Origin of the sequence: Rhizobium freirei PRF 81, from assembly GCF_000359745.1 — a bacterium.
Lineage (GTDB): Bacteria > Pseudomonadota > Alphaproteobacteria > Rhizobiales > Rhizobiaceae > Rhizobium > Rhizobium freirei.
In genome coordinates, this window is sequence record NZ_AQHN01000089.1 from 431,169 (window position 1) to 455,000 (window position 23,832).

The window sequence follows — 23,832 nt, forward strand, 5'->3', positions numbered from 1 at the left end:
GGGAAGGCCGGGATGCGCAAAACTATGACCATTTTCCTGCCTGCTTCTCCGGATGCGGAGACATGTCATTGCGAATCGGCGGGCCAAAGCCTGCGCTATGCGAGCAAATAGGCCCAAAGCGACACCGAAAATGCCCCGAGCGCTGTCGTCAAGGTGATCGTCGAGGCGGCGAGACTGTGACCGACGCCGAAGCGATTGGCAATCAGCCAGGCGTTCACACCTGTGGGAACGGCAGCGGTGAGCACCAATGCGGCCCGCCATTCCGGGCTCAGGCCAAGGAGATGACCGGCCGCCAGCACGCAGGCCGGCAGCAGGAACAGCTTGAAGGCGGCAATGGCGCTTGTGATGCCGAGATTGCCCGAAAGCCCGTATTGGCGCAGCGCCATGCCGAGCGAAATCAACGCAGCCGGTCCGGCGATATTGGCGATGCTGTCGACGACGCTGCGGAGCGTGGCGGGGATGCGAATGCCGGTCAGGTGGACGATAAGGCCACAGAAAAGGCCGATGACCAGCGGATTGCGCACCAGATTCCGGCCGACCTGCCGCAGCAGTTCGCCGGTGGTGCGGCCGGCCCCGGCATTTTCCTTGCGTTCCGCCTGTTCCATCAGCAGCGTGCCGGCGATCATCATCGTCGGCAGGTGCACGGCGATCAGGATCGACATGGCCATGACGCCATCCGGTCCGACCGTGCGGCCGACAAGCGGCAGGCCGATGAAGATCGTATTGGCAAAGGCCGAGGAGACGCCGGCCAGAACGCCGATACGCGCATCCCGCCCAAACAGCCGTGTGGCCACGATATGGCCGGCGGCCCAGGTCACGGCGACGCCGGAAAAATAGGCGATCCACAATCGAAACGGCGAAGCGCCGCGAAAATCCGCTTCGGCGATGGTCCGGAACAACAGGAGCGGCACGGCGATCTTGAAGACGAACTCGCTCATCGCCTCGCCGACATCGGCCTTCAACAGGCCGGTGCGGACGATGACCCAGCCGACGAGAATCAGCAGGAAGATAGGAAGGACATCGGTGAGAGTTTCGGACATGCCGGGCGTGGGCCGTGGAAATCGTGGCTCGAGAAGGGCGATCGAGGAGTTGTAGCAGCTTGCTTAAAGCATGTCGCGCAAAAGCGTGCAGTGATTTTGCGAGGACGACATGCACAAAATCAAGAGCTTAAAGCGCTAGGAGCGAATCTGGAAGATCGCGATGCGCAGTGGGTGTCAGGCCCGCAAAAACAAAAAAGCGGGCTAGGCCCGCTCATACTTGTCCGGTCTCGCCGGAGAGTCCCCCCGGTGCACATGCCGCCAGTTCATCCGTGGTCGGCCCGCGTACCGGTGAGGCGGAAGGCATCATTCCTTCCCAGACTGGCTCGGAAGTCTTTCGAACTTCCCATCCCAGCCGCTTGATAAGCATTTAAACATAGAAAGTGACAGGCAAATGACTGATTGCAATTAAGTTGGCCGCGCCGACGCTGATTCTTCTTCCAAACTTCGGAAAAACCGATATTACCGGATACCGGCTATCACCAATACCGGGATCCTCCTATAGATGACTCGCTTCGATGTACTGACCGTTGGCAACGCCATCGTCGACATTATCGCCCGTTGCAATGATCAGTTCCTGATCGACAACAAGATCACCAAGGCCGCGATGAACCTCATCGACGCCGAACGCGCCGAACTGCTTTATTCGCGTATGGGCCCGGCCTTGGAGGCCTCCGGCGGCAGCGCTGGCAATACGGCGGCAGGCGTCGCGAATTTCGGCGGCAGGGCCGCCTATTTCGGTAAGGTCGCCGAAGACCAGCTCGGAGAGATCTTCGCTCACGATATCCGCGCCCAGGGCGTGCACTACCAGACCAAGGCAAAGGGCACTTTCCCGCCGACGGCGCGCTCGATGATCTTCGTGACTGAGGACGGCGAGCGCTCCATGAACACCTATCTCGGCGCCTGCGTCGAACTCGGCCCGGAAGATGTCGAGGAAAATGTCGTCGCCGATGCCAAGGTCACCTATTTCGAAGGCTACCTCTGGGATCCGCCGCGCGCCAAGGAAGCGATTCGCGAATGCGCCCGCATCGCCCATGCCAATGGCCGTGAAATGTCGATGACGCTATCCGACAGCTTCTGCGTCGGCCGTTATCGCGAGGAGTTCCTCGATCTCATGCGTTCGGGCACCGTCGATATCGTCTTCGCCAATAGCGATGAGGCACTGTCGCTCTACGAGACCGAGGATTTCGAAAAGGCGCTGACGCTGATTGCGGCCGATTGCAAGATCGCAGCCGTGACGACTGGCAAGGATGGCGCCGTGATCATACGCGGCAACGAACGCTATATCGTCGATGCCCATCCGATCGAAGAGCGTGTCGATACGACAGGCGCGGGCGATCTTTTCGCCGCCGGTTTCCTGTTCGGATACACGCAGGGCCGTAGCCTGGAAGATTGTGGCAAGCTCGGCAACCTCGCCGCAGCAACCGTCATCGAGCAGATCGGCCCGCGGCCGATGCAATCGCTGTCGGAAAAGGCCAAGAAATTCGGTCTTCTCTGATCGGGCTTGGCCTCTGAAGCTTTTTGAATGCAGACAATGGGAGCCGCCTTCGGCAGATCGTCGGGGCGGCCCTTTCATTGTGATGCCGTGAAGCGCGTGAGAGCTTTAGTTCCAGAAAAGCCCTGCTGTCCCGGCTTCGTAGAGGATCAGGACGCCGATCGCGATCAGGATGAACGGTACGACCCTATACCCGTGCCGCTTGATCGGTGCGCCAAGTTTCGGGTGATTGACGAGAGCATGTGCAACGCCGAGCCAGACCGCTGTCAGAATCGCAAAGACGCAGCCGAAGGCGAGGATTTCATAGGCTGAGCGTGTGGCGAAGAGCGGCGTATAGACGCTGATATTGTCGCCGCCATTGGCGATCGTCACGAGCGCGACGGCCACGATATTGCCGTGTCCGGCGGAAGCCTTCTCATGGTCTTCGGGATTGTCGCCCGTGTCGATGCCGTTCCAGACCTCCCATAACCTCTTCAGACCGAAATAGATCGGCGCCAAGCCGAGGAGGCCGATATAGGCTGCGGGAATGACGAGCACGAGAAGAGAGGCGGCGACGCTGGCGCCAAAGAGGGTGGCAATTCCGAGATACTGGCCGATGATGATCTGCCTTAATCGGAATTTCGGATCGGCGAAGAAGCCGAGAAGGACGAAGAGGTCGTCCACATCCGTTGATGCGAACACGACGATTGCAACGCCCAGAGCACCCAGTAGATAGTCCAAGACAGCTGCCTCCTTTTCCGACGTGGGGACCTATCATCGCGCCGGAAAAGCTGCGCGCTAAAGCATGTCGCGTAAAAATGCGCAGCGGTTTTGCGATAACGACATGTGTAGAATCAAAGATCCAAAGCGCAAGAAGCGAATCTGAAAAATTGCGATGCGCTTTGGCATTTCTCGCAGGACGTCTTTGGGAGCGTTACTTGAAAGCCTCGCCAGGATAGGCGCCCCAGATCTCGGACTGCGCCACCCAACCTTCGGTGCCGTCGGCGGTGACGTGGCACCAGTCGCCGGTGCATTCGCGAACGCTCATCATCACGCCGGGCTGAAGCTTGGCGATGACGCTGGCGGATGGCTGGGCTTCGCGGCGCATATTGACGAAGACGGCCTTGCCCTTGCCCTTCATCCAAGGTGCGGCAATGGCCGAACGCTGGCCCGACAGCAGCGATTGGTTGACCCAGCCTTCGGTGCCGTCGGCATCGCGAATGCGTCGCCAATTATCGTATTCCTGAATGATTTCGACTGGCAGCCCCTGCTTGAGATAGAGCCATGATACGGCGTAATCCGAGCTCGGGCCGATACGCAAGTTGACGCGCTTGGATTTCAGCGTGACGAAGCGCGGCAGCGGCAAACCGCTCGGCCCCTTGGCGGCCTGGGCGGCGGCAAGGTCCGCCATTGCCACGGCCATCATCAGGCCGATCGAGAAAATAGCGCAGGACTTTGATGCCTTGCCACGCATGGGATTTCCGTTCTTTCGTCATGACAAGGGCGCTGCTTGCATCGCCCTTTTGCTCCGCCAGTTGCAAATCCTCCGATCGCGCCTGCGAGTTTTGTTTGTCTTCGCTTGCGGGTCTGGTAGAAATGCCCGGAACGGGAAAATTATCCCGCTTTTTGGTTAACAACATCTGAACAAGGCATCGCCGCTCTCCATGACGACGAAGAAAAAACCGAAAGTCTACGTCACGCGCAAACTGCCGGATGCAGTGGAAACGCGGATGCGCGAGCTCTTCGATGCCGAACTCAACATTGACGATCGTCCGCGCACCAAGACCGAACTCATTCAGGCTATCCGATCGGTCGACGTGCTGGTGCCCACGGTGACGGACCGCATCGACGCTGAGCTGATCGATGAGGCCGGGCCTCAGATGAAGCTGATTGCCAGTTTCTCCAACGGCACCGATCATATCGATGTCGAAGCTGCGGCTCGTCGCGGCATCACCGTGACCAACACGCCCAATGTCCTGACCGAAGATACCGCCGACATGACCATGGCGCTCATTCTCGCCGTCCCGCGACGGCTGGCGGAAGGTGCCCGCGTCCTGACGGATAATCCCGGCGAATGGGCCGGATGGTCGCCGACCTGGATGCTGGGGCGACGCATTCACGGCAAGCGTATCGGCATTGTCGGCATGGGGCGCATAGGCACCGCCGTTGCCCGCCGCGCCAAGGCATTCGGCCTTTCGATCCATTATCACAATCGCAAGCGGGTCAATCCGGCGACGGAGGACGAACTGGAGGCGACCTATTGGGACAGCCTCGACCAGATGCTCGCCCGCGTCGACATCGTTTCGGTCAACTGCCCGTCTACGCCTGCGACGTATCATTTGATCTCCGCCCGCCGCCTGGCGCTGCTGCAGCCGACAAGCTACATCGTCAACACGGCGCGCGGCGATGTCATCGATGAGGCGGCGCTGATCAAGATCCTGCGCGAAGGCAAGATCGCCGGCGCCGGCCTCGACGTGTTCGAGAACGAACCCGCCGTCAATCCGAAGCTGGTGAAGCTCGCCAATGAGGGCAAGGTGGTACTTCTGCCGCATATGAGCTCGGCGACCCTCGAGGGCCGCATCGACATGGGCGACAAGGTCATCATCAACATCCGCACCTTCATCGACGGTCATCGCCCGCCCAATCGCGTGCTGCCGTTTCGCTGAGCCGGAGCAATTCCAGGAAAAGTGCGCAGCGATTTTCCGTCCGGAATGCGGAATAAAACAAGAAGATAGAGCGTTTTCGCGATTCGAAGAAAAGCGGAAATGCTCTAGGTCAGGACCTTGCGCATCTCGATCGACGTGGTGCGATCGAAGCCGGCATGACGATTTTCGGCAGTTTTCCGAAATCCCCAGCCGGCGAACATGGCGTGGTTTTCGGTGAGCTCGATGCGGGTTTCCAGCCGCAGGGTGAAAAGGCTCAGCCTGCGTGCTTCGGCCTCCGCCGATGTCAGCAGGCGCCTGCCGATCCCGTTGCCTTGCGCACGGGGCAGGACGGCGAGCTTGCCGATATAGAGGGTATTCGGTTCGGTGCGGCAAAATACACAGCCGACTATATTGTTATCGTCCAGCGCGATATAGCCGATTTCGCTGCGCGCTTTTTCTTGAAGAGACTGCGCTGTCAGCGCGAGCGCGGAGGAGGGCGGGTCGATCCGTCCGTTCATGTAAGCGAAAGAAGCGAGAATGAGATCGAGCAATTCGCTCCAGCGATGAAAGCTGCCATCCAGGCGTTGAAGCGTGATATCGCTCATTCTGCCGCCACTTTGGCGCGCTTGCGGCGATAACGAACAGTCTCGAAGCGCGCCGCGAGTGCGTCGTACAGCAGCAGGCGGCCGATCAGCGGTTCGCCGATACCGGTGATGAGCTTGATCGCTTCCATCGCCATCAGCGTGCCGATGACCCCGGTCAACGCGCCGATGATGCCCGCCTCGGCGCAACTGGGGATGAGACCCTGCGGCGGTGGCGCAGGGAAGAGATCGCGATAGCGCGGATTGGCCGCGCCGTCGGCATCGCTCTCGTAGGGCTTCAGCGTCGTCACCGATCCGTCGAATCGCCCGACCGCACCCGTCACGAGCGGCAAGCTTGCCGCCTCGGCCGCGTCCGCCGCGGTGTAGCGCGTATCGAAATTGTCGGAGCCGTCGATAACGAGATCGAAACCTGCAAGGTGCCGGGCCGCCGTATCGGGCGTAAAGCGCTCTTCGAAGCGGATGACCCGCACATGCGGATTGAGCCGCGCGATGGCGTCGGCTGCACTCTGCGTCTTCAACTCGCCGATGGTGCCGGTATCGTGGATCACCTGTCGCTGCAGGTTGGACAGCGAAACGCGGTCATCGTCGGCAATGCCGAGCGTCCCGATGCCGGCGGCGGCAAGATATTGCAGCACCGGAGCGCCGAGGCCGCCGGCGCCGATCACAAGCACGCTCGCAGCCTTCAGCTTCTGCTGGCCGGTTCCGCCGACTTCTGGCAGCAGGATGTGACGCTGGTAGCGGGCGATTTCGTCTGAGCTTAAAGGGTCCATGGCGACGATCCTATCATGATCGGCGATTTTGAGATGCTAGGATTTTGTAATCCCGCCATGCGAAACGGTAAGGAATTGCGCGCGCTCGCCAAGCGCCGAGAACATGGCTTTGTCCGTGCCGGTCATGAAGGCCTGCCCTCCAAGTCCGTCGATCAGGTCGAAAAGCGCGGCACGCCGGCCCTCGTCGAGATGGGCGGCGATTTCATCCAGCAGCAGGATCGGCGCATATCCCGTGAGATTGCCCACGAGGCGCGCATGGGCGAGGATCAGGCCGACCAGCAAGGCCTTTTGCTCGCCCGTCGAGCAGCGTTCCGCCTCCATGTCCTTTTCACGGTGGCGCACCAGCAGATCGGCCCTGTGCGGTCCATCCAGCGTGCGCCCGGCCGCGGCATCTCGGTAGCGTCCGTCGCGCAGCATCGCGGCATAGGCATCTTCCAGATCGACGGCCGGCCGGTCGAATTGACCGTCGAGAAAGCCGGAAAGCTCCAGTGCTGCCGAAGGAAATGGCGTTGCCTCGCCCGTTTCGGCGACGAGCCGCGAGAGAAGGCCGAGCATCTCCTGTCGTGCGATGGCCATGGCGATGCCGAGGCTTGCCATCTGCTCCTCGATGCCGGCAAGCCAGGATGGATCGAAGCGCCCTTCCGAAAGCAGCTTGTTGCGGCTGCGCATGGCGCGCTCGAAATCGCTGGCACGGCGGCCATGGGCGGGATCGAGCGACAGCACCAGCCGATCGAGAAAGCGGCGGCGTTCCGAAGAGCCGCCGGTGAATAGGCCGTCCATGGCCGGCGTCAGCCAGAGAACGCGCAAATGATCGGTCAGTTCGTCAACCGTCTTGGCCGGCGTCCCGTTGATTCGCAGCCTGCGGGCGGTCGATTCATCCGTGGTATCGATGCCGGTGCCGATCTCGACTACGCCATCCATACCTTCCAGCTCGGCAAAGATCGAAAAGCCACCCGGCGCATGGATGCGAGTGGCATCGGCATAGCTGGCCCGGCGCAGGCCACGACCGGGCGACAGCAGCGAGACCGCTTCCATCAGGTTGGTCTTGCCGGCGCCGTTGTCGCCGGTCAGCACCACATGTCGCTCGTCAAGCGTCAGCGCCGCTGCCGCATAATTGCGGAAGTCGGTGAGCTTCAGGCGCGAGATGAAAACCTTGTCCGGCATGGGTCTTTGAGATTCGTGTCGATGGCCGAGGGGTATGCCGAACCCTGCCCAAGTGCAAGGATTTTGCCGATGGTTCGTGGTGTCGATGGAATGGAAGCGCCGTCAAGGGCCACCCTCGTCCTTCGACAGGCTCAGGATGAGGGTGGAATGGCGAGCGCAGGAAGAGGATAGGGTGAACTGCAGGCCGGATGAGAGATTCACCCCTCATGGTGAGGAGGTCCGCAAGGCCGTCTCGAACCACGAGGGCGGTGATTCGGCACCAAACAAAAAATCCGGCCGAATCACCGGCCGGATTCATGCGAAACATGTCTGATTCGCGAATCAGTCGCTGAAGGTGTCGAAGAAATCCTTCATGCGGGCAAAGAAGCCCGTCGATTCCGGATTGTTGTCCTTCGAAGAGATCTGCTCGAATTCCTGCAGCAGTTCGCGCTGACGCTTGGTGAGCTTCTGCGGCGTCTCGATCTGGATCTGGATATAGAGATCGCCAACCTGGCTGGAACGCAGCACCGGCATGCCCTTGGCCTTCAGACGGAATTGCTTGCCGACCTGCGTTCCCTCGGGAACGGTAACGCGGGATTTGGTGCCGTCGAGCGTTGCCACATCGAAAGTGCCGCCAAGTGCCGCCGTCGTCATCGAGATCGGCACGGCGCAATAGAGATCGGCGCCATCGCGCTGGAAGAACTCATGCGGCTTGACGGAAAGGAAGATATAGAGGTCGCCGGAAGGCCCGCCACGCAGGCCCGCTTCCCCTTCGCCCTGCAGGCGGATGCGCGTGCCGTCTTCGATGCCGGCCGGGATGTTGACGGAGAGCGAACGCTCCTCGGTCACACGGCCCTGGCCATGACACTTGCTGCAGGGATCGGGAATGATCTGACCGCGGCCGTGACAGGTGGGGCAGGTGCGCTCGACCGAGAAGAAGCCCTGTGCGGCGCGTACGCGACCGGAACCTTGGCAGGTGCCGCAGGTCTTCGGCTGCGTGCCGGGCTTGGCGCCAGAGCCGGAACAGACGTCGCAGGTGATCGAGGTCGGCACACGAATCTGCGCCGTCTTGCCGCTAAAGGCCTCTTCGAGCGAGATTTCCATGTTGTAGCGAAGATCGGCGCCGCGTTCGCGACCGCCAGAGGAGCGCCCGCGCGAGCGACCGCCGCCCATCATCTCGCCGAAAATATCCTCGAAGATATCGGAGAAGCCGCCGCCGCCGAAGCCGGCGCCAAAACCGCCGCCGCCGCCCATGCCACCATGCTCGAAAGCAGCGTGGCCATAGCGGTCATAGGCTGCGCGCTTCTGCGGATCCTTGAGCGTTTCGTAGGCTTCGTTGATTTCCTTGAACTTCCGCTCGGCGTTGCTGTCGTCCGGATTCTTGTCCGGATGAAATTGCATCGCCAGCTTACGAAAGGCGCTCTTCAGCTCTTTCTCGTCCGCCGTCTTGGAGACGCCCAATGTCTCGTAAAAATCCGCTTTTGCCATTCAGCATTCGACCCCGGAAATGGATTTCCGGCTGCCCGAAGGCAGCCGGATCATGCGCATAATCCCTTAAATTCGCGCAATTTAAGGAAGGCTTACGCGCCACTTTAATTTCCACTGCGGCCTTTGCGCGTCCAAAAGGACGCGCGGCGCAGTAGTTCCTCGAGAACCTTTCGGCTCGCGCTTATGCAGACCGCTTGCGGTCGTCTTCGTTCTTGATTTCCTCGTAGTCGGCGTCGACGACGTCGTCCTTGCCGCCTGCCGAGTGATCGCCCGAAGCTGCTTCCGCCTGCTGGGACTCATAGATCGCCTGGCCGAGCTTCATGGAAACTTCCATGAGCGTCTGGGTCTTGGCCTTGATGTCTTCGGCATTCGGTTCGGAAGCTTCGGTTGCCGTCTTCAGGGCTGCGATGGCGTCGGAGATCGCGGTGCGATCGGCTTCGGTGACCTTGTCGCCGTAATCCTTCAGCGACTTCTCGCTGGAATGGATCAGGCTTTCAGCCTGGTTCTTGGCTTCGACGCCCTCGCGGCGCTTCTTGTCTTCCGCAGCATGGGCTTCGGCATCCTTGACCATCTTCTCGATGTCGGCGTCGGAAAGACCACCGGAAGCCTGGATGCGGATCTGCTGTTCCTTGCCCGTGCCCTTGTCCTTGGCCGAAACCTGGACGATGCCGTTGGCGTCGATATCGAAGGTGACTTCGATCTGCGGGACGCCGCGCGGCGCCGGCGGCAGGCCGACGAGGTCGAACTGGCCGAGCAGCTTGTTGTCTGCAGCCATTTCGCGCTCGCCCTGCGAGACGCGGATGGTCACGGCCGACTGGTTGTCGTCAGCGGTCGAGAAGGTCTGCGACTTCTTCGTCGGGATCGTCGTGTTGCGTTCGATCAGACGGGTGAAGACGCCGCCGAGCGTTTCGATGCCGAGAGACAGCGGGGTCACGTCGAGCAGCAGAACGTCCTTGACGTCGCCCTGCAGAACGCCGGCCTGGATGGCGGCGCCGAGAGCGACGACTTCATCCGGGTTGACGCCCTTGTGCGGCTCCTTGCCGAACAGCTGCTTGACGACTTCCTGTACCTTCGGCATGCGGCTCATGCCGCCGACGAGAACGACTTCGTCGATTTCAGCAGCGGTGACGCCGGCATCCTTGAGCGCTGCCTTGCACGGAGCGATGGTGCGCTGGACGAGATCGTCGACCAGGCTTTCCAGCTTGGCGCGGGTCAGCTTCAGCGTCAGGTGCTTCGGGCCGGTGGCGTCTGCCGTGATGAACGGCAGGTTGATTTCGGTCTGCTGGGCGGACGAAAGTTCGATCTTGGCCTTTTCGGCAGCTTCCTTGAGGCGCTGCAGAGCAAGCTTGTCACCCTTGAGGTCGATGCCGTTGTCCTTCTTGAACTCGGCAACGAGGTATTCGACGAGGCGCATGTCGAAGTCTTCACCACCGAGGAAGGTGTCGCCGTTGGTCGACTTCACTTCGAAGACGCCGTCGCCGATTTCCAGGATGGAGATATCGAAGGTGCCGCCGCCAAGGTCGTAAACGGCGATGGTCTTGCCGTCCTTCTTGTCGAGGCCATAGGCGAGCGCTGCAGCCGTCGGCTCGTTGATGATGCGCAGAACTTCAAGACCGGCGATCTTGCCGGCATCCTTGGTTGCCTGGCGCTGAGCGTCGTTGAAGTATGCGGGAACGGTGATAACGGCCTTGTCGACCTTCTCACCGAGGTAGGATTCGGCGGTTTCCTTCATCTTCTGAAGGATCATTGCGGAAATCTGCGCGGGCGAATAGCCCTTGCCGTTGGCTTCTACCCAGGCGTCGCCATTGTCGCCGCGAACAATGTTGAACGGGACGAGATGCTTGTCCTTCTCAACGGTCGGATCTTCGTAGCGGCGGCCGATCAGGCGCTTGACAGCGAAGAGGGTGTTCGTGGGGTTCGTGACAGCCTGGCGCTTGGCCGGCTGGCCGACGAGACGTTCGCCGTCGTCGGAGAAGGCGACCATCGAGGGGGTCGTGCGGGCGCCTTCGGCATTTTCGATCACTTTCGCATCTTTACCGTCCATGACGGCGACGCAGGAATTTGTGGTTCCAAGGTCGATACCAATTACTTTTGCCATATCATTCTCTCCTTGAAGCAAGCTGTCGGAACCCCTGTCAGGCATTCCATTGACAGCCCCTAACGGGATGGTCTTGAGGATTGCGCAGCCATGACTGCGGTGATGCCGCGTATATAAGTAGCGGTTTTACTGACTGCAAGGCAGGAAATCACCCGGAATCCAGCAAAACGAATGGTTTGTCGCCCAAATTCCACATGGCCGAAGTTGCGCCAAGAGCCCGTGGATTTGAAGCAATCGCGCATTTGAGCAGCCTTGCCGCAGCCATGCAAGCGGCAAGGTAGAAAATTGCGATTTTATCGGCCGAGGATCACGTCGAGCAGCGAGGTGCGATGCGGCCGCGCAGCCCTGGGCGGGCCGCTGTCGCCGACATCGGCGGGCGGGATCTCGCTGTCATAGGGGTTCGAATTGTAGGGATTCGAACTATAGGGGTTGGTGTCGTCGGTGAGGTTTGCCGGCGGCAGATCCTGCGGGTCTTCATTGGCTGCGGTCTGGTTGACGACCTGTGGCTGGATCGGCTGCTGCGACGGCCGCTGCTGCAAGGTCGGCTGTCCCGCATTGCCGGCGCCTGAGATGATATTGCCGATCGTCGTCGGCTGGTCGCCCAACGGCTCCGTCTGCGCCATCGGCAAGCCACTGTCGATGATTTGGCCGCCGCCGAAGATCGGCATCGGAGCGATGCCCTTATGGGCAGCGACCATGAATTCCTTCCACGCCTTGGCCGGCAGCCCGCCCCCGGTCACCTTGCGCATCGACTTGCCGTCGTCGTTGCCGAACCAGACGCCGGTCGTCAGATGGCCGGTGAAACCGACAAACAGCGCGTCGCGGAACGATTGCGTCGTGCCCGATTTGCCGGCGGCCTGCCAGCCGGGAATGCGGGCAGCCTTGCCGGTTCCCGACGCGATGACGCCGGCCATCATCGTGTTCATGTTGGTGACGATATCCGGGTTCAGCACTCGCTGCGGATTGTCGGTATTGGTCTGGTAGAGCACCTTGCCGGAGGCGGTCGTCACCTTGGTGATGACATGCGGCGCCACTTTGAAGCCGCCGTTCATGAACGTGGCATAGGCCGAGGTCAGTTCCAGCAGCGATACTTCGGAGGTGCCGAGCGCGATGGAGGCATTGGCCTGCAGATCGGATTCGATGCCGAGCCTGTGCGCCACCTTGATCACCTGCTCGGGACCGACCTCGGCGACGAGCTGGACGGCAACAGTGTTCAGCGATTTCGCCACGGCGGTCGCAAGCGTCACCGGGCCGCTATAGCGCTGCTCGTAGTTCTCCGGTGCCCAATTGCCGATCTTGACCGGCAGGTCGTTGCGGATCGAGTTGGGCGTCAGGCCCGCCTCCAGCGCTGCGGTATAGACGAACGGCTTGAAGGCGGAGCCCGGCTGACGCTTGGCGGTGACGGCGCGGTTGAACTGACTCTGGGCATAGTCGCGGCCGCCGACCAGGGCGCGGACGGCGCCCGTCGCGTCGACGGAGACGAGCGAGGCCTGCGAGGCGTTCAGCTTCTTGCCCTCCTTTTCGAGCACGTCGCTGAGCGCCTTCTCGGCCTTCTCCTCCAGCGACATGTCGAGGGTGGTGTCGACAATCAGGTCCTCCTTGACGGGGCCGCCGATCAGCTTCGGCAGCTGATCCATGACCATGTCGGCAACGTAGTTTTCCGCGCCGCTCCAATAGCTCTTGGTTCGCGTCGGCGGCTGTGCCATCGCCGTCTTGATGTCGGATTCACTGATGAAGCCCTGATCGCGCATGGCCTGCAGCACCAGCTGGGCGCGGGCCTCGGCGGCCGCGGGGTCGCGGGCGGGCGAAAGCCGCGAGGGCGCCTTGACCAGACCGGCCAGCATGGCCGCTTCGCCGAGATTGACGTCCTTGGCCGACTTGTTGAAGTAGCGCCGCGAAGCGGCCTCGACACCATAGGCGTTCGAGCCGAAATAGACCCGGTTCAGATACATCGTCAGGATCTGATCCTTGGTGTATTTATGCTCCAGCCACAGCGCCAACAGCACTTCCTGCACCTTGCGCTCCAGCGTGCGGTCCGGCGACAGGAACAGGTTCTTGGCGAGCTGCTGCGTCAGCGTCGAGCCGCCCTGGGCGGCGTGTCCCGTCACGACGTTGGTCACGACGGCGCGGCCAAGGCCGATCGGGTCGAAGCCGAAATGCGAATAGAAGCGGCGATCCTCGATGGCGATGATGGCTTCGGGAATGTAGGGCGACATGTCGCTGAGCGTTACGGCCTCGCCGCCGGTCGTGCCGCGATTGGCGATCAGATTGCCGTCGAGACCCGTGATCTTGACGTTCGGCGGCCGTTCGGGAATGGACCAGGTGCTGGCGCTCGGCATGCGCGATCCGTAATAGGCGACGAGACCTGCAAGGCCGATACCGGCCCAGAGGCAAAGCACGAGGCTCCAATAGATCGTTGACCGGATGAAGCCGAAAAAGCCGCGGCGTGGCGCACGCCGGGCCGGCTTGCGGCGGCTGCGCGAACGGCGCGACTTCTCAACCACCGGCTCGTCCTCATAGTCGTCGTCGTCATCTTCGTCGGGTTCGGGCTCTTCGTACCGCTTGACCGCGCGCCTATGGCCGACGATGCGCTCGCCGGCATTGAATCCGTCATCGATGCGTTCCCGACCGCTGGAAAAGGATGGTTCTATCCTCTGGCGTGACTTTTTCTTATCTGCCATTGCGGGCCGGTCGTACCTCGATGCCTAGCGTTGTCGTATCTTCCATCAGGCTGATCATAGCGGCGGCATAGGTGCTCTCGCGCATGCGGTCGCTCTGCACCGGTATGCCGGCTCAAAAATGGATCCCGGATTCCGGGACAGGCCGTCGCCTGCCATTCGCTCACGAACCCCCTCGTGAAGACATCAAATCCCGCCTGAACTTTAAATGCGGCGATTTAAGGAGGGATTAAGAACATTTCCGATCAGCCTGCGACATAGGCTTCTGCGATGTCTGGTTGAGCCGGTCAAGGAACTTTTTCGCGCTCCAGGCATTTACCCGATAACAAAAACGAGGGGCGAGCGCATGAGTTCGTTGATCAAGGTTGAGGACGTCTGCGAGAGCAAGCTGCGGGAGGTCTGGAGCGTCGAGGATTTCGCTCGGCGCCACCGGATCGGCAAGGAGGAGGAAGCCAGGCTGAAAAAGCTGTTTGGCGACTTCGCGACAAAGCAGGAACTGCTCGCCAACGCGCAGAGGCCACCACAATTCCGCTGAACCGGATGAGCTGGCCAGGCGCGATGTTCATCGTGGGCCGTCACAGCCGAAAGGCTTGTAGCGGTGGAGGCTATGCCGATGTGGAAGCGTTTTGAACAATGGCTGGTCGACTTGGTCGACCTGATCGACCGGATTTTCGGGCTGGAATGGCTTGCCCGCCGCGCTGGCTTCTCACCGGACGAGGCAAAGCGGATCGCGCGCGAAAGATAGGTCACTCGCGCGCGACCTCAAAGGATATCCGCACTCATGCTCGGTTTCCTCAAAAAGATCATTGGAATTGGTTTTGCGCGCTTCATGTGCTGGCATAACCATTCCGATCACATGCGCCGATACTTCGCGCGACGCGCGCAAATTTCCGTATTTTCGAATGGTCTGATCGAGGTTATAGTACTGTCATCTAGCTGTCTTGGAGGACGATCCAGACGGTTTGGTAGCGCGTGAGGAGGAGTGTTCATGCGACACATCAAATGGAGCAATCCAATCGAAATCGGTTTTGCTCAAGGTAGTTTCCAGATCGTGACGGGTCCGTCGGAGGCCCTGAATTGCATGGCCAATCTCTGGCCTGACCGGCGCGGTCCGTTGTATGTAGCGGCAAGAAGTGTCTGCCGTGCAGCGATCGACGGTCGCAAGTCCGCCGAGGAAGCTCGGGAAATGTTCATTTCGGCAACGCGGGAAGCGCATCTGAAAATGCACTAGGGTGCATTGCTCCTGACCGATTGCTTGACCGCTCGGCTATCGAGGGCCAACGGAGGCAATGCAGATACTGATAGGTTCGGGACGGTGCCGCCCGGCAGAGGCGCCCATTATCATGCCGCTGCAGCATTTGCGGAAGGCCATCACTCCTTGAATGGAATGTCTCTCATGACAAAGGCCGGCGGCTTTGAAAAGCCGCCGGCCTTTGGTTTTCCAGGAACCAGAACGCTTCCGTTTCGCTTCGAACTGCGAAGACGCTTTATTCTATCGATCTCCCTCACACATTCCGCACGGAAAGCCGCTGTGCACTTTTCTTGAAGTGCTCTGGTGGAAGGTTGCCGTCAGCGGCTTGGCCCTCTGGGAGAGACGGTGGAGAGGTTGCAATCCGGCTGCGATGCAGGGCAGTCCTTGTATCTGTAGGGCGCGGGCGTTCCAGGGTTGGGCTGCGGCTGAGGCTGCGCGACCGGGGGCTGTTGCTGCGGCTGCGGGCGTGGCTGGTTATCCGGGCGATTGTTGTCGCGCGGGCGATCCGGGCGGTTACCCCAGTCCTGGTTGTTGTCAGGCTGGCGGCGGCCCCAGTCGCGATTGCGATCACGCTGCCCGTCCCAATTACGGTCGGGGCGACGGCCCCAGTCGCGATCCGGCTCGTTGTTCCAGTCGCGGTTGCGGTCAGGGCGGCGGTCCCAGTTGCGGTCCGGTCCGTTATTCCAGTCCGACCCGCGATCCCATCCCGGATTGCGATCCCAATTGTTGTCCGGACGGCGGTCGACCCAGCCTGGGCCACGACGCCAGCGGTCGCGATCGCGGTAGAAGTCGCGGCCGCGATAGTAGCGACCCCAATAGTCGTCGAAATTGAAGACAATGGTCGGGATGCCGAGTGGCCGGTAATATTGCCTGTCGACATAGATGCGGCGCGACTGGTAGGTCGCCTGGATATAGCGGCCGGCGACCCATCCGCGACCGCCATAGAACGAGACGTCGCACCAGGGAGTTTCGTTAAGGCAGCCGTTGATCTGCAGCGGTGCGCCGACGGGGATCATGGTTACCGCCGGATAGGCGGTGCTTGGACCCGACCGCATGTTGACGTTTGCGGTGGCGAAGCCTTCCGCTGCTTCCGCGATGGCCGGCAGCGCAATGAATGCGGCCAGCAAGCTCGCGGCGAGAACCTTGAACCTCATGAATATTCTCCCTTTGCACACCATCGCTGCGACATCGCCGCCTGTGCCCGTTCCGTATGTGGTGCGCCTACCCCGGGCGCCATTCGGTATGACTTGCCAATTCCGGCAATATAAAGACCTGCGCATGCACCGAATATGATAGGATAAAGCGCTGCATCTGCAATCTTTGCCTGTGTTTTAAAAGTATCTGCATGAATGCAGCTTGAACGGCAGCGCGCGACATGTTCGAAAGTCATGGCGTTTTTAGTAAGGTCTGCTTGCTATTCGGTGGATTACTGTCGCTTTCGTGTTTCCCCTCTTTCGCGGCGGGCAAGAGGAGGTCTGGAAGGAAAAGATCGTCACGGCCTTGAAATCGCCACCTTGCTCTCCGATATACGGCCCAGTCATGCAGCCCATGGATGGCTGGCGCGCTTGAAAGCGAGCCGTTTCGCCCTTTGGGATTGTTGAAGAAAGTTGACCTCTCGTTAACCTTTCACAATCAATCTGGCTGCAGTTCCGCTTTCCCTTTGACCACGGATGTACTGGCACTGTTGCGAAGGCGGATGACGAAAGGCCGGATCGTTCCGGCCTTTTTGTTTTGATGGCGATGGCGTGTTTCTTGCGAAGGCGGGAACGCGCCATTTTCAATTTCAGCGCTCTTTCCCGCAAAAGAAAAACCGCCGCAGATGACTGCGGCGGTTTTCAAAATTCAAGCAGCGCGGCCAGCGGGCCAGCGCGATATCGTTAGCTCGCCTTCTTGACCGAAGCCTTGATGACCTTGGCCGGAGCCGCGGCCGGGACTTGACCCACGTTTGCCTTGCTGGCCGGCACATAGCCGGCACCGATGGCAATGTTCAGCGAGATGTAGTCGAGGGCGCTCTGCTGAACGGCCTGTGCCAGGCTCTGCTGGGCAGAGGTCACGTTACGCTGAGCGTCGAGAACGTCGAGCAGCGAGGACGCGCCGTCCTTGTAGCTGGCGGTCGAGAGCTGCAGGGCTTCCTGATAGGACTTGACCTGGGCATGCAGGGCGGCAACCGTCTGAGCATCGCGGCTGACGGCCGACAGGGCGTTTTCAACCTGCTCGACGGCAGTCGTCACCGTCTGTTTCCAGACGATGTACTGTTCGCGGCTCGAGGATTCCGCATTCTTGACACCCGCACGCAGCGAACCGCCGTCGAAGATCGGCAGGTTCAGCGTCGGGCCGAACGACCAGCTGGTCAGGCTGCCGCTAGCGGACCCGGTATTGTGGATATAGGACGGCGAAATCGCGCCACTGAGCGAAATCGACGGGAAGAGCTTTGCTTCCGCCACGCCGATCTGGGCCGTGGCAGCGGCAAGATTGCGCTCTGCCACGCGGATGTCCGGACGATTGCGGATGAGATCGGCGGGAACGCCGCTGCGGACGCTGCCACGGAATACCGGCTGCTTGCCGCCGCCCTGCATCTGCGCGATGACGGTGGCAGAAGGCACGTTCAGCAGCGTCGCGATGTGATGCACCGCCTGACGATAGCTGATTTCATAGCCGGGAATGGTCGAAAGCGTCGAGTTGACGAGGCCTTCGGCCTGAACGACGTCGAGGCGGGAGGCAGCACCGGCTTCGAGCTGGAACTTCGTCAGCGAAAGCGTGTCGCGCCGAGACTTCAGGTTTTCCTGAGCGATCGACACAAGTGCCTGGTAGTAGCGGGCGTTGACATAGCTCTTGGCCAGATCCTGCAGATAGGTCAGGCGCGCAACGTCGACGCTGGAGTAGGCTGCGTCGAGCGAGGCGTTTGCGCCTTCGCGCGCGCGGCGATACTGACCCCAGAGGTCGAGCAGCCACGAAACCGAGGCACTGCCGCCGGTGACGTTTCGCGTTCCGGTCTGGGTACGCAGCGAGCCCTTCTGGCCGCTGGTGGTGTTATCGCCGCTGACGGTCAGGCTCGGAAGGCCGCCGGCACCTGCCGTAACGACTGCAGCTTCGGCCTGATTGATACGTTCCAGCGATTGCTGGATGTTGAGGTTCTGCGAGAGCCCTTGGGAAGCAAACGCATTCAGTCTGGAGTCGCCAAAAGCGGTCCACCATTGTGAACCGGCGATATCGCCATTGATTTTCGTACCGCCCTCCGAGAACTTGGCCGGCAGAGGCATTTCCGGTGGCTTATGGTCTGGGCCGGTGACGCAACCTGCCAGAATAAGCAGCAGGGCGGGGGCGGCAGTACGAATGGAAACCATCACATTGTCCCACAATTCAATTTACTGATCAGTGTTTTAAAGGGTCGAACTGACCCCATGTGTTTAGGCGCTCCAGTCTTACGCAGTACGAACAAATGACCCGAAGCAGTCGTCGTCAATCTAGCAATGAGTTTTGCAATAGCACAGTGGCTTTTACGAAAACTCGAACGCGAACATATGTGTGATCGGGCGAAATAGCAGGGTCTGAGTAAAAAAAATATGAAGTGTTGCAAAAAGCATACCCTTCCGCACCCTACTCAGGGGTGCGGGAAATACCCGATATAGCGGTCAATACAACCTTGCCCATGGCTTTCGTTGTGCTGATTCGGTAAGCTCGTGCCTACGGGAAATAGCGAGCCAGGCTTGTGCGAACCCTGTCGCGCGGCGTCGCGCCGCGATCATCGGCCACGAACGGCATGCCCGTAATCGCTTCAAAGGCGCGGATATAAACCTTCGATGTCTGCTCGACGAGGTCGACCGGGATTTCGGGAATCTCGTCCTTGTAGGGATCGCAGCGCTCGGTAACCCAGGCCCTTACGAAATCCTTGTCGAAGCTCTCCGGACGCGCGCCCTTTTCGAAACGCTCCTGATAGCTGTCGGCCAGCCAATAGCGGCTGCTGTCGGGCGTGTGGATCTCGTCGGCGAGGATGATCTTGCCGTTTTCGTCAGTGCCGAATTCATACTTGGTATCCACGAGGATCAGCCCTCGCTTGCGGGCGATCTCCTGTCCGCGGGCGAAGAGCGCCAGGGCATAGTCCGATAGCGTCTGCCATTGCTCCTTCGTCAGAAGCCCGTTCTCCACGATCTGGGCCGGCGTCAGCGGTTCGTCATGACCGCCGTCGAATTCCTTGCTCGTCGGGGTGATGATCGGCTCCGGCAGGATCTGGTTGTCGCGCATGCCGTCAGGCAGGGTGATGCCGTACATGTCGCGCTCACCCTTCTTATAGAGTGTCAGGATCGAGGTGCCCGTGGTGCCTGCGAGATAGCCGCGTACGACGACTTCGACCGGCAGAATATTCAGCCGCTTGCCGATGACGACGTTCGGGTCCGGATAGTCGATGACGTGGTTCGGGCAGATATCGCGCGTCTGCTCGAACCAGTAGCGCGCCGTCTGCGTCAGAACCTGTCCCTTATAGGGAATGCAGGTGAGAATGCGGTCAAAGGCGCTGAGCCGGTCGGTACTGATAATGATGCGGCTGCCATCCGGCAGGTCGTAATTTTCGCGCACCTTGCCGCGATAGTAATTGGGCAGTTCCGGGAAATGGGCTTCGGAGAGAATTCGCAACGCGTCCACCAACAGGCTCGTGCATCCGCCCGACGGATGCTTCTTGAGCGGACCCTTAGCGCATTGCGGCGGGAATCGGAATGATTTTCACAGATTATAATATATGAGCCGGTTCTTATCCTATGGATAGCAGCGAAAAGCGATCAGCCCGGCCGCCGCCAAGCGCCGTTTTCGCTCCGCTCGAGGATCGGCGTGGAGAAGACGCCGACGATCCGCTCGCTCCATTGCTTGCCGCCGGCATCGACGCGCTCCCGCCAGCGCTCGGATTGCAGCATGGCTGCGCCGATCACCACCGGCTCGATACCGCATGAGGCGACGAGCGCGAGACCGGAAACGATCGAGGCTCCACTGGAAATGACGTCGTCGATCAGCGCCACGCGCTTGCCCTTAAGCAGCGGCAGCATGCGCGGATCGATATAGAGGCGCTTCTCCTGGTTCGGTGTGGTGATCGACGAAAGTGAAACGGAAAGCTCGTCGCGATACCAGAATTTGCGCGAGGTGCCGAGCGGCACGTAACGCGCATGGCCGAGAGCCCGCGCGACCGCACTTGCCAGTGTCAGGCCAAGTGTCGGCAATCCGGCAACGACGTCGATATCGTAGTCGGCAATCCGCGCCGCCAGCGCTTCGGCCAGTGCTTCCTGCACCGCAAAACTGGCCTGGTTGACGATTAGCGATGCCAGCGCGTGCTCGCCATCGGCCAGAACGCGGATCGGCAGCTGCAGCTGACGCCCATCCGGCAGTTCGGCCACATAGAAATCGCCGCACTCTTGCTCAGCCGAAAAGCTTTGCGGCGGATGGAGTTCCTGCCAGAAATCATGAGGCTGCATCGCGTTTTGTCTTCGCTCCGTTGTGTCCGTTCGTCTTCAGGTCGGCGCGTTGGCGGAGCCGCCGGATTTCACCCTCGGTCAAGGCGCGGACGGCGCCCTTCGGCAGATCGCCGAGCTCGATCTCGCCGAAAGCCACACGCACCAGCCGCAGGCATTCGATGCCGAGCGCTTCCAGCATCCGCCGGATCTGCCGGTTGCGGCCTTCCTTGAGCTCCACTTCGATCCAGCTGTTGCGATCTCCGCTGCGCAGGAGGCGCGCGGAGCTCGCGGTCAGAAGCTCGCCGTCGTCGATGATGCCGCGTTCCATGCGCGCGAGCTGCTCTTCGTCCATGATGCGGTCGACCTGGACATGATAGACCTTGCCGACATGGCTGACGGGATCGAGCAGGGTCTGCGCCAATACGGTATCGTTGGTGAAAAGCAGCAGGCCCTCGCTCGCCTTGTCGAGCCGCCCGACAGGGGCGAGGTGCCGCGCATCGATATCCTTGAGGCAATCATAAACCGTCGGACGCCCGTCGGGGTCGTCGCGGGTGGTCACCAGCCCGCGCGGCTTGTTGAGCATGAAATAGAGTTTTTCTTCGGCCGATATCGCAACGCCGTCGACGGCAAACTGCCCATGCTCCAGATCGACCCAGGTCGACGGATCCGTCACCTTGCGGCCGTCCACGGTCACGCGGCCGGCCGCAATCAGCGTTTCCGCCTGGGTGCGGGAGCAATAGCCGAGTTTGGAAAGCGCCCGCGGCAAGGTTACGCGCTTGCCGTCGGGCTCCTGTCTGCCTTTCGCCGTCCTGCCGGACCGCTGCGGTGAATGCCGTTGGCTCAACGGTCTTGCCTCGTGCTCGTCGCTGGAGTGTTTGGGCGCGATGTCCCTGAAGAGCAATCCTTTCGCACGAGGATCGCCACGAGGCAAATCGGATGTTTGGAAATGGGGCGGCAGGGCTCGCATTTCGTGGATGCAAGCCCTGCCTTGGGCCGGAGCGGGCGATGGGGTCGGGTAGACGGCAAGCGGCTGCCGTCATTCGCTCCGGAGGGATGATGTTGCCCGGAAAACTGCACCGCTTCCTTTGCTGGAGTTTTTCAAAACGGCCGAGATTTGTTACAGTTTGTAACGTCGGCGGTTTCCCTGTTGCCAAAACCGCCTTCCGCCCCGCATGGAGGGTTATGGTTTCCGCATCGCTTCTTCTGGTCGAGGACGACCGCGAGATTAGAGCGCTCCTGGAGGAGTTCCTGAGCCGCGAGGGCTTTGCCGTGCAGGCCGCCGACAGCGCTGCCGCGATGGACCGCATCCTTGCCAAGGGCTTTCCCGATCTCATCATTCTCGATCTGATGCTGCCGGGCGAGGATGGCCTTTCGGCCTGCCGCCGCATCCGCACCCGCAGCCAGGTGCCGATCCTCATGCTGACGGCGAAGACCGAGGATATCGATCGCATTCTCGGCCTGGAGATGGGCGCCGACGATTATCTCGGCAAACCCTTCAATCCGCGCGAGCTTCTGGCGCGTGTTCGCGCCATCCTGCGCCGTTCCGGCCCGGAGCGTCCGGAGGAGGGGGCCGTTCCCGCCCGGCGCAAGCGTTTTGCCGGCCTGACCGTCGATCTCGACGGGCGGGTGATCGAGATGGAAGGCGAGCGCGTCGTGCATCTGACGACCGCGGAATTCGATCTGCTGGTCTGCTTTCTTGAAAGGCCGCGCCGTGTCCTGTCGCGCGATCAATTGCTCGACTGGACGCGCGGGCGCGGCGCCGATCCCTTCGACCGCACCATCGACGTCACGGTCTCGCGCCTTCGCACCAAGCTCGGGCACTGCCTGCCCGATGGCGCCCATATCATCACCACCGTGCGCAATGCCGGCTATCTCCTCACCACCGACGTGAAGGATATCTGAGTCATGCTGAAACTCGGTCTCGTCGCCCGCATCATCATGATCGTCGCCGTGGCACTGTTCGTCATCCAGCTTGCGGCATTCGCCGCGGCTCAATTGAAGCCGGATACGCCGCTCAATCCCGAGATTTCGCCGGCAATGCAGGTCAAGTCGGCAATCCGCCTGCTGGATGCCATTTCGCCGGAGGCGCAGCCGAAGGCGGTCCGCGCCCTGAATGCCAATGGCCTGGCGCTTCGCCTGATCGATGTCCCTGTGCCGGATCAGAGCGGGGATGCCTCTGATATGACGCTGACCGACAAGCTGGCGCGCGAATTCGCCAGCATCGCTTTCGGCAATCGCTATTTCAACATACGCTCGCTGTCGCCAAGGCAGCAAGGCTGGTTCTCCGTCGGCGCGCCGGACAGGATCGTGGAAGTGTCGATCGGCGTTGCCGGTGGCAAGGTCGCCGTCTTCAATCTCACCGATACGCCGACGGTCCGGCTGCACGGCGTTCCTGTCGGCCTCATTGCCGGCGTCCTCGGCATGCTGGTCGCCGTTATCGCCATCGTTGCCGTGGCGCGGGAAACCCGGCCGCTGACACGCCTGTCCCGCACCGTCAATTCCATCGGCAACGGCCTGCAGCCGGTCCCGATCCCCGAACGAGGCGCGTGTGAACTCCGCATGCTGATCAAGGCCATCAATGCGATGCAGCTGCGCATCGCCGCCCTGGTCAACAACCGCACCCTGATCCTCGGAGCGATCTCGCACGATCTGCGCACCTATCTCACGCGCTTTCGCCTGCGCATGGAAATGATGCCGGATACGCCCCATCGCGACCGCGCCATCGCCGATGTCGAGGCCATGCAGCGCCTCGTCGAGGATGCGCTGGGATTTGCCCGCAGCACGGTCGGGTCGGATGGCAGGAACATCGTCGATCTCGATGCCGCCATCTGCTCGCACGTTGCCGAGCGTCTGGATGGCTCCGGTCTTATCGCTTTCTCGCTCCCGGGGCAGCCTCTGGCTGTCGCCATGTCCGAGACCGCCCTGATGCGGGTGCTGGACAATCTCGTGGACAATGCGCTGCGCTATGGCGGCCGTGCCGATATCAGCGTCGAGCAGCGTGGCGATCAGGGCGTCATCACCATCGGCGATCGCGGGCCGGGCATTCCGACCGAGCGGCGCAAGGAAGTGCTGGAACCCTTCGTCCGATTGGAAGAGTCCCGCAACCGCGATCTTGGCGGCAGCGGACTGGGGCTGGCGATCGTCCGGCAGATTCTCGATGCGCATGGTGGCGCGCTTTGTCTGGAGGATCGCGACGGCGGCGGGCTCAAC

The 23,832-nt window shown here is 61.1% G+C and carries 22 protein-coding genes (1 of these 22 cut by a window edge); 7 read left to right on the top strand and 15 right to left on the bottom strand.

What is annotated here, in order from left to right; all coding sequences use genetic code 11:
- Positions 1–95 precede the first annotated feature (95 nt).
- On the bottom strand, positions 96–1,040 hold the full coding sequence (locus RHSP_RS29765; RefSeq protein ID WP_037155269.1) for an AEC family transporter: 945 nt from the start codon (positions 1,038–1,040) through the stop codon (positions 96–98).
- Positions 1,041–1,542: 502 nt separating this feature from the next.
- Between RHSP_RS29765 and RHSP_RS29770 the strand changes: the two genes are divergently transcribed.
- On the top strand, positions 1,543–2,535 hold the full coding sequence (locus RHSP_RS29770) for an adenosine kinase (protein ID WP_004127807.1): 993 nt from the start codon (positions 1,543–1,545) through the stop codon (positions 2,533–2,535).
- A 105-nt stretch (positions 2,536–2,640) separates the two neighbouring features.
- Here RHSP_RS29770 and RHSP_RS29775 read toward each other — a convergent pair whose 3' ends face one another.
- Both RHSP_RS29775 and RHSP_RS29780 read right to left on the bottom strand, forming a co-directional pair.
- Entirely contained in the window at positions 2,641–3,252 is a 612-nt protein-coding gene (locus tag RHSP_RS29775; RefSeq protein WP_004127809.1) for a cadmium resistance transporter, read from the bottom strand.
- 193 nt (positions 3,253–3,445) lie between these two features.
- Positions 3,446–3,985 (bottom strand): SH3 domain-containing protein, encoded by a 540-nt coding sequence (locus tag RHSP_RS29780; RefSeq protein WP_037155273.1) that lies wholly within the window; start codon positions 3,983–3,985, stop codon positions 3,446–3,448.
- Positions 3,986–4,175: 190 nt separating this feature from the next.
- Between RHSP_RS29780 and RHSP_RS29785 the strand changes: the two genes are divergently transcribed.
- The gene (locus RHSP_RS29785; RefSeq protein WP_037155276.1) at positions 4,176–5,177 is read left to right on the top strand and encodes a 2-hydroxyacid dehydrogenase; all 1,002 of its coding nucleotides are present in this window, start codon (positions 4,176–4,178) and stop codon (positions 5,175–5,177) included.
- Positions 5,178–5,281: 104 nt separating this feature from the next.
- Here the strand turns inward: RHSP_RS29785 and RHSP_RS29790 are convergent, their stop codons facing one another.
- The 6 genes from RHSP_RS29790 to RHSP_RS29815 form a co-directional block, all read right to left on the bottom strand.
- The gene (locus RHSP_RS29790) at positions 5,282–5,752 is read right to left on the bottom strand and encodes a GNAT family N-acetyltransferase (RefSeq protein WP_200863312.1); all 471 of its coding nucleotides are present in this window, start codon (positions 5,750–5,752) and stop codon (positions 5,282–5,284) included.
- 5 nt (positions 5,753–5,757) lie between these two features.
- Positions 5,758–6,528, bottom strand: a complete 771-nt coding sequence (locus RHSP_RS34400; RefSeq protein ID WP_004127813.1) for a molybdopterin-synthase adenylyltransferase MoeB — start codon at positions 6,526–6,528, stop codon at positions 5,758–5,760.
- 36 nt (positions 6,529–6,564) lie between these two features.
- On the bottom strand, positions 6,565–7,692 hold the full coding sequence (gene recF, locus RHSP_RS34405) for a DNA replication/repair protein RecF (RefSeq protein ID WP_004127828.1): 1,128 nt from the start codon (positions 7,690–7,692) through the stop codon (positions 6,565–6,567).
- Positions 7,693–8,013: 321 nt separating this feature from the next.
- Positions 8,014–9,159 (bottom strand): molecular chaperone DnaJ, encoded by a 1,146-nt coding sequence (gene dnaJ, locus RHSP_RS29805; RefSeq protein ID WP_037155282.1) that lies wholly within the window; start codon positions 9,157–9,159, stop codon positions 8,014–8,016.
- Between the two features lie 181 nt (positions 9,160–9,340).
- Positions 9,341–11,257, bottom strand: coding sequence for a molecular chaperone DnaK (gene dnaK, locus RHSP_RS29810; protein WP_037155287.1), 1,917 nt, complete (start codon positions 11,255–11,257; stop codon positions 9,341–9,343).
- Between the two features lie 293 nt (positions 11,258–11,550).
- The gene (locus RHSP_RS29815; protein WP_004127838.1) at positions 11,551–13,938 is read right to left on the bottom strand and encodes a transglycosylase domain-containing protein; all 2,388 of its coding nucleotides are present in this window, start codon (positions 13,936–13,938) and stop codon (positions 11,551–11,553) included.
- A 343-nt stretch (positions 13,939–14,281) separates the two neighbouring features.
- Between RHSP_RS29815 and RHSP_RS29820 the strand changes: the two genes are divergently transcribed.
- The 3 genes from RHSP_RS29820 (at position 14,282) to RHSP_RS29825 (ending at position 15,166) form a co-directional block, all read left to right on the top strand.
- Entirely contained in the window at positions 14,282–14,470 is a 189-nt protein-coding gene (locus RHSP_RS29820) for a hypothetical protein (RefSeq protein WP_037155293.1), read from the top strand.
- A 78-nt stretch (positions 14,471–14,548) separates the two neighbouring features.
- A complete protein-coding gene (locus RHSP_RS35925; protein ID WP_276307856.1) occupies positions 14,549–14,680 on the top strand; it encodes a hypothetical protein in 132 nt (43 codons plus the stop codon).
- Between the two features lie 243 nt (positions 14,681–14,923).
- Positions 14,924–15,166 (top strand): DUF982 domain-containing protein, encoded by a 243-nt coding sequence (locus RHSP_RS29825; protein WP_004127841.1) that lies wholly within the window; start codon positions 14,924–14,926, stop codon positions 15,164–15,166.
- Positions 15,167–15,504: 338 nt separating this feature from the next.
- Here the strand turns inward: RHSP_RS29825 and RHSP_RS29830 are convergent, their stop codons facing one another.
- From RHSP_RS29830 to RHSP_RS29855, 6 genes are all read right to left on the bottom strand, one after another.
- A complete protein-coding gene (locus tag RHSP_RS29830) occupies positions 15,505–16,341 on the bottom strand; it encodes an SH3 domain-containing protein (protein WP_037155297.1) in 837 nt (278 codons plus the stop codon).
- A gap of 478 nt (positions 16,342–16,819) precedes the next feature.
- Positions 16,820–17,026, bottom strand: a complete 207-nt coding sequence (locus RHSP_RS29835; protein ID WP_037155300.1) for a hypothetical protein — start codon at positions 17,024–17,026, stop codon at positions 16,820–16,822.
- Positions 17,027–17,064: 38 nt separating this feature from the next.
- Positions 17,065–18,531 (bottom strand): efflux transporter outer membrane subunit, encoded by a 1,467-nt coding sequence (locus RHSP_RS29840; protein ID WP_004127845.1) that lies wholly within the window; start codon positions 18,529–18,531, stop codon positions 17,065–17,067.
- A gap of 340 nt (positions 18,532–18,871) precedes the next feature.
- Entirely contained in the window at positions 18,872–19,816 is a 945-nt protein-coding gene (locus tag RHSP_RS29845; RefSeq protein WP_037155522.1) for a phosphoribosylaminoimidazolesuccinocarboxamide synthase, read from the bottom strand.
- 143 nt (positions 19,817–19,959) lie between these two features.
- The gene (locus tag RHSP_RS29850) at positions 19,960–20,643 is read right to left on the bottom strand and encodes a phosphoribosyltransferase (protein ID WP_004127857.1); all 684 of its coding nucleotides are present in this window, start codon (positions 20,641–20,643) and stop codon (positions 19,960–19,962) included.
- The gene (locus tag RHSP_RS29855; protein WP_037155303.1) at positions 20,630–21,466 is read right to left on the bottom strand and encodes a pseudouridine synthase; all 837 of its coding nucleotides are present in this window, start codon (positions 21,464–21,466) and stop codon (positions 20,630–20,632) included. Before RHSP_RS29855 ends, RHSP_RS29850 begins: the two co-directional genes overlap by 14 nt.
- A 338-nt stretch (positions 21,467–21,804) precedes the next feature.
- Between RHSP_RS29855 and RHSP_RS29860 the strand changes: the two genes are divergently transcribed.
- The gene (locus RHSP_RS29860) at positions 21,805–22,524 is read left to right on the top strand and encodes a response regulator (protein ID WP_037155306.1); all 720 of its coding nucleotides are present in this window, start codon (positions 21,805–21,807) and stop codon (positions 22,522–22,524) included.
- 3 nt (positions 22,525–22,527) lie between these two features.
- Positions 22,528–23,832 carry the 5' portion of an ATP-binding protein gene (locus tag RHSP_RS29865; protein WP_004127863.1) on the top strand. The gene runs 48 nt beyond the window's last position, so 1,305 of the gene's 1,353 nt are visible here — the first part of the coding sequence; it begins with the start codon at positions 22,528–22,530; its stop codon lies off the right edge, out of view.